Genomic DNA, 6,211 nt, shown 5'->3' with positions numbered 1-6,211 from the left:
CCTCTTCTATGCCAGTTATAACTGTTACCCATGTATCCGGTCTAAAGTGTCACCCATGTTTCCGGTTCATACCCTTCGCTTACCGGGCCTACGAGATGTGCACATCCGGCAAAACCCGTGCTGTTGTCCAAAACGCGACAGCAATTGTCACATCCGATAAAGCAGCGCTCCTGAAATCGATTCACGATAGTGAAAAGACAACAGGAGCGCATCATGCTGAACACACCCGCCGACAAGTACCAGCCTTATCCCGTTATTTCTCTTCCCGACCGTCGCTGGCCTGAGCAACGCATCACCCATGCCCCGCGCTGGCTCTCAACCGATTTACGCGATGGCAACCAGGCCCTGGCCGAACCCATGGACAGCACGCGCAAGCTGCAGTTCTGGGATCTGCTGTTAAGCTGCGGGTTTAAAGAGATTGAAGTTGCCTTTCCTTCTGCGTCGCAGACGGATTTCAACTTTGTTCGCCAGTTGATTGAAGAGAATCGCATCCCGGATGACGTCACAATTCAGGTATTAACCCAGGCACGAGAAGACCTGATCGTCCGGACCTTCGAATCGTTACGTGGCGCGAAACAGGCCACCGTCCATCTGTATAACGCCACCGCCCCGCTGTTTCGCCGCCTGGTGTTCGGCCTGGAGAAAGCGCAAATCGTTGAGCTGGCAACACGCTCCACGCGGCTTATCCGCACGCTGTGCGAAGAGAACCCGGAGACGCGCTGGCAGTACGAATACTCCCCGGAGACCTTCTGCTTTACCGAGCCGGAGTTTGCGCTGGAGATTTGTGAAGCGGTGGCGGAGATCTGGCAGCCCTGCGCCGAACGGCCCATGGTGATCAACTTACCGGCCACCGTGGAGGTCAGCACGCCGAACGTGTATGCCGATCAGATCGAGTATTTCTGCCGCCACTTTAGCCGTCGCGCCGATGTTTGCATCAGCGTTCACCCGCATAATGACCGCGGCACCGGCGTGGCCAGCGCAGAGCTGGCGGTGATGGCGGGTGCGGACCGGGTGGAAGGCTGTCTGTTTGGCAACGGCGAACGCACGGGTAACGTCTGCCTGGTTACGCTGGCGATGAATCTCTACAGCCAGGGGATCAGCCCGAATCTCAACTTTAGCGATATGAACCGGGTGGTAGAAGTGGTGGAAGCCTGCAACCAGCTTCCGGTACACCCGCGCCATCCGTGGGCGGGACGGCTGGCCTATACCGCCTTCTCGGGCTCGCATCAGGACGCCATCAAAAAAGGCTTTGATGCCCGCAAACCGGGCGAGCGCTGGGAGATGCCGTACCTGCCCGTCGATCCGCAGGATATCGGCTGCACGTATGAAGCGGTGATCAGGGTTAACAGCCAGTCCGGGAAAAGCGGCAGCGCCTGGCTCATCGAGCAGAATCATGGTCTGAAGTTGCCCCGCGCGTTGCAGCAGGATTTTAGCCAGCATGTGCAGCAGGAGACCGATCGCCATGGTAAAGAGATGACGCAGCACGCCCTGTGGCAACTGTTTCGCAGCCGCTACGGGCTGGTCGCAGACCCACACTTTGCCCTGCAATCTTATCGCAGCGACAGTCAGCAGGACGGTCAGTTACGTTTGACGGCAAGCGTCGTGACGCAGGGCGCAACGCGCCAGCTTGAAGGCCAGGGCAACGGGCTGTTATCCGCGGCAGCCAGTGGGTTAAGCCGCTGGCTCAACACCCCGTTTGTGATTAAAGACTACCACGAACATACGCTGGGGGAGCGCAGCGACAGCCGCTCGGTGGCTTACATCCGCTGCCTGTTCCAGGACGGCAGCAGCCGTTGGGGAGTGGGCATTGACAGTGACGTGGCGCGCGCCTCGCTCCAGGCGCTGTTTAATGCGGTGAGCTGTCTTTGAAGTAATCGCTGGGTGATGTCCCCATCACCCGGCGAAACATCGCGGTAAAGGCGCTGTGGCTACCGTAGCCCAGATCCAGCGCCACGCGTAACACGGGCTGCCCCTGAGCCAGCCGTTGCAACGCTTCCAGCAGGCGCGCCCTTCTCAACCACTCTGCGTAGCGTAAACCGGTCTGCTGTTGAAAATGACGGTTCAGTGTGCGCTCGCTCATGCCTGCGCAGCTCGCCGCCTCAGTACTGCTCCAGCTTTCACCGGGTGCCTGGCGGATCCGCTGGCAAAGCTGGCGTAACGGCTCGCTTTCTGGCTCCGGCAGATGAAACGGCAGCACTGGCATCAAACGGATCTCATCCAGAATCAGCTCATACACCCGCTCGTCGCGGCTCCCCGGCGAGTAAGATTCATCAAGCAGCAGGGAAGCGAGGATCAGTTCGCGTAACAGCGACGAGATCTGCACGATCTGGCAGGTTGCAGGGAGATCGGCCCGCGCCAGCGGATCGATAAACAGCGTACGCGCCGCCACGTTGCCGGTGATGCGAAGCGAGTGTTGCGTTCCTGCTGGCAACCAGACGCCACGGCCCGGCGGAACAACCCAACAGCCCGATGCGGTATCCACTCTTACCACCCCGCTCAGGGTGTGCAGCAGCTGGGCACAGTCGTGCTGGTGCCACGGCTCGCTGTCACCATGAACGTAATCATGGGCAAACGGAACGAGGGGACGATGGGTAAAGGAGAAGGTAGACGTTGTGGTCATGGGTTAAACAACCCTCACCCTACCCTCTCCCGGTGGGAGAGGGAAAAGGTGCACTAGATGTGCAGTTCCTGCAGTTTTTCTTTTGGCAGGGCCAGCTCTTCGTTGCTGTTGACGCGAACATCACGCTCGATGATGTGACGCGCGATCTCCTGGGCTTCTTCCAGAGAGTGCATCTGGTATGTGCCGCACTGGTAGACGTTCAGCTCGGGGATCTGGTTCTGCTCTTTTACCTTCAGCACGTCCTGCATGGCCGCTTTCCACGCATCAGCAACACGCTTCTCTTCCGGCTGGCCGATCAGGCTCATGTAAAAACCGGTACGGCAGCCCATCGGAGAGATATCGATAATCTCCACGCCGTTACCGTTCAGGTGGTCACGCATAAAACCAGCAAACAGGTGTTCCAGCGTATGAATGCCCTTTTCCGGCATCACTTCTTTATTCGGCACGCAGAAGCGCAGATCGAAAACGGTGATCGTGTCGCCGTGCGGGGTGTTCATGGTCTTCGCCACGCGGACTGCAGGTGCTTCCATACGGGTATGGTCGACAGTAAAGCTATCTAATAACGGCATACGTCACCTCCGATAGTGATTTTTTTTAAAATAAACTGAACTCTTCTACAGAATGCACGTCTGAGTATATGAAAGACGCGCATTTGTTATCATCATCCCTGAATTCAGAGATGTATATTTTGGCCACAGCGATGTGGCCTTTTTCTTTTCTGCTTAAGCCTGCTTCGCCAGAAACGCCTCAAACGACTCCGTATCCGCCGCTTCGACCTCTTTCTGACGTACGACAGACGCATCGCGCTCCGCCGCAAAATCCGCTTCGCTCAGGATCTCTAATGGCTCCTGCATCAGCATTTCACGGTACTCCGCGGAGAGGGCACGCCCTGTTCCGCCGATGCCCTGATCAATCATAGAACGCAGAATACGCGCCGAGAATGTCAGTTCCGGGTTATCAAAGCATTCCACTAACTGGTCGCAGACCTGTTGATACGCTTCGCCACCGTAAAGGCTGTCCATTGTCTGGGCAACGCGCTTCAGGTCGCGGAACAGATCTTTACCCACTTTCGGCAGCGGGAACTGCGCCGTTTCACAGCCGATACCCAACGTCAGGCCCGGTTTGCGCCCTTCCAGGATCACGCGGTTCCAGTTAGTGCGGGTACAGAGCAGTTCGTCTGAACTCATTTCCGGCGCGTCGGCCAGCACACACCAGACCATAAACAGATCCAGGAAGCGAACCTGCTGCTCATCAACACCGACCGGTGAGAACGGGTTGATATCCAGTGAGCGCACTTCAATGTATTCGATCCCGCCGCGCTGCAGCGCATCCGACGGGGTTTCACCGCTGCGCGTCACGCGCTTCGGACGAATCGGTGCGTACAGTTCGTTTTCAATCTGCAGCACATTGCTGTTGATTTGCAGACGTTTGCCGTCTTTTTCGAGACCGATTTTCTCGTACTCTTCCGACGGGGTTTTGATCGCCCGCTTCAATCCTGCCACATATTCGTGCAATTCGTTAAACGTAATACCGAGATTGCTTTGCGATTTATTGGTATAGCCAAGGTCGCTCAGACGCAGCGAGGTGGCATACGGCAGGTAGTACATTCCGCACGCGGTCTTCTCGAACGGCAGCGTCGTCGGTTTCCCCTGCAGGAACGAGGAGCATATAGCCGGAGACGCTCCAAACAGGTAAGGAATAACCCAGCCAAAACGGTAATAGTTGCGGATCAGGCGGAAGTAACCCGCGGAGATCGCGTCCTTATCCGTTTCACCGCATTTCGCCTGCCAGAAAGCCATCGGCAAAGAGAAGTTGTAATGTACGCCTGAGATCGTCTGCATCAACGCGCCGTAGCGGTTTTTCAGACCCTCGCGATACAGCGTTTTCAGTCGACCGATATTCGACGTGCCGTATTGCGCCAGCTCAATCTCCTGCCCCTGCTCGATATAGCAGGGCATGCTGAGCGGCCACATACGCTCATCGCCCATATTTCGGGCGGTGTAGCGATGGATGTCGCGCAATATCGTCAGCATATGATCAATATCACCGTCCACCGGAGTGATAAATTCCAGCAGTGCTTCAGCGAAATCGGTAGTGATCCATTTATGTGTCAGCGCCGAGCCTAACGTCTTCGGGTGACCCGTCGTCGCTAAGCTGCCATCCGCGTTTACGCGCAGCGTTTCACGCTCAAGGCCACGCTGAATACCCTTCAGTGCCTGAGGGTGGTTTTCCAGCCAGGCCAGCGCCTGTGATACGTCCGGGATCAAATTGACCTCCCGCCTGTCAAAGTAATGTTACTCAGCATAATTGTAATGGTTGACGATTGAAGGTCGCGTATTCATTCCACCAATTAGTGCCACCACGTCATACCCTGTAGTGTTGCCCACGCCACAAGAACATAGCGCAACGCCTTGCCAAGGCACAAAAAAAAGAGCACCGGCCCCCAGGAGATGCGCATCCATCCCGCCAGCAGACACAGTAAATCGCCTATTACAGGCATCCAGCTTAATAACAGCGTGGCAGCGCCATAGCGTTTTAGCCAGCCGACTGCCTTTTCCTGCCAGCGCGATTTTTCACGCAGCGGAAAGAAACGCCCAAGAATAACGTTAGTCAGCCCTCCAAGGCTATTACCCATTGTTGCTATTAACACAAGCAACCAGGGCTGACTCACGCCAGACAACAGCATCGCCACCAGCACCACTTCCGAATTACCCGGTAAGAGCGTAGCACTTAAAAAACTGCTGGCGAATAATGATAAAAGTGACAGCGCGTCACTCACAGTAAGCGAACATCCACCGCATCCATTCCGGCAGCACGCGCGGCCTGAATGCCAAAGTCGGCATCTTCAAAGACAACGCATTTTGCCGCCGGCACACCCATTCGTTCTGCGCAAAGCAGGAAGGTGTCCGGTGCGGGTTTGTGATTTTTAACATGGTCGGCGGCAACCACCGCAGAAAAATAGTGGCGCAGGCCAAGATGGTTGAGCAGCGCTTCGGCGATGGTGCTTTCGCTGCCCGTGCCGACCGACATCGGGCGACGTCCGTGCCACTCTTTTACCACGTCAATAAGCGGCAGAGGACGCACGGTATCCAGCAGGATAGCTTTGACTGCATCGGTTTTTTCACGCGCGAGCTGGTGCGGATCGAGATCGGCCTGATTAAGTTCAATCACGGCCTGTGCGATACGCCAGGTAGGAGATCCGTTGAGGGCAATCATCGCCTGGAGATCGAAGCGCATACCGTAACGTCCAAGAACGTCCGTCCAGGCCTGGCGATGCGTGGGTTCGGTATCCAGAAGCGTGCCATCCATATCGAAGATCAAACCGTCATACTGTGCGTACATCGTGCTCTCGCTAACCGATTAACAAAGGGTTACTTTATCGTAAACGGGCGTTTTTGTCGCTGACAGAGAGTGTGATTGCTGACGGAACGTCGAAGGAATAAACAAACCAGGAGAAGATGGTGCATCCGGGAGGATTCGAACCTCCGACCGCTCGGTTCGTAGCCGAGTACTCTATCCAGCTGAGCTACGGATGCATCGGGATTTACTGCTATTGCTGCTGATACTTGGTGTCACTTCAAAAGCAACACA

6 protein-coding genes and 1 tRNA gene are annotated in these 6,211 nt (G+C 56.1%); 1 reads left to right on the top strand and 6 read right to left on the bottom strand.

Features of this window, described 5'->3' with window-relative positions; all coding sequences use genetic code 11:
• Positions 1–213 precede the first annotated feature (213 nt).
• Positions 214–1,869 (top strand): 2-isopropylmalate synthase, encoded by a 1,656-nt coding sequence (leuA, locus tag AX755_RS14625; RefSeq protein ID WP_038984911.1) that lies wholly within the window; start codon positions 214–216, stop codon positions 1,867–1,869.
• Here the strand turns inward: leuA and AX755_RS14620 are convergent.
• The 6 genes from AX755_RS14620 to AX755_RS14595 form a co-directional block, all read right to left on the bottom strand.
• Complete coding sequence (locus AX755_RS14620) at positions 1,847–2,620, bottom strand: AraC family transcriptional regulator (RefSeq protein WP_013098431.1); 774 nt, start codon at positions 2,618–2,620, stop codon at positions 1,847–1,849. The two genes, leuA and AX755_RS14620, sit on opposite strands and share 23 nt — an antisense overlap.
• A 53-nt stretch (positions 2,621–2,673) precedes the next feature.
• Positions 2,674–3,189, bottom strand: coding sequence for an S-ribosylhomocysteine lyase (luxS, locus tag AX755_RS14615; RefSeq protein WP_013098432.1), 516 nt, complete (start codon positions 3,187–3,189; stop codon positions 2,674–2,676).
• Between the two features lie 153 nt (positions 3,190–3,342).
• On the bottom strand, positions 3,343–4,887 hold the full coding sequence (gshA, locus tag AX755_RS14610; protein WP_013098433.1) for a glutamate--cysteine ligase: 1,545 nt from the start codon (positions 4,885–4,887) through the stop codon (positions 3,343–3,345).
• A gap of 83 nt (positions 4,888–4,970) precedes the next feature.
• Positions 4,971–5,399 carry a YqaA family protein gene (locus AX755_RS14605; protein WP_014833021.1) on the bottom strand — a complete coding sequence of 143 codons (429 nt, stop codon included), beginning with the start codon at positions 5,397–5,399 and terminating at the stop codon, positions 4,971–4,973.
• Positions 5,396–5,962: a fructose-1-phosphate/6-phosphogluconate phosphatase gene (gene yqaB, locus AX755_RS14600; RefSeq protein ID WP_058678783.1), complete on the bottom strand. Its 567-nt coding sequence runs from the start codon at positions 5,960–5,962 to the stop codon at positions 5,396–5,398. The genes AX755_RS14605 and yqaB overlap by 4 nt, the downstream gene beginning before the upstream one ends.
• Positions 5,963–6,079: 117 nt before the next feature.
• Positions 6,080–6,156 (bottom strand) — tRNA-Arg (locus AX755_RS14595).
• Between the last annotated feature and the right edge of the window lie 55 nt (positions 6,157–6,211).

The sequence above is a fragment of the Enterobacter sp. SENG-6 genome (genome assembly GCF_001605945.1).
Classification (GTDB): Bacteria; Pseudomonadota; Gammaproteobacteria; order Enterobacterales; family Enterobacteriaceae; genus Enterobacter; species Enterobacter cloacae.
This window is presented reverse-complemented; position numbering and strand designations above follow the sequence as displayed.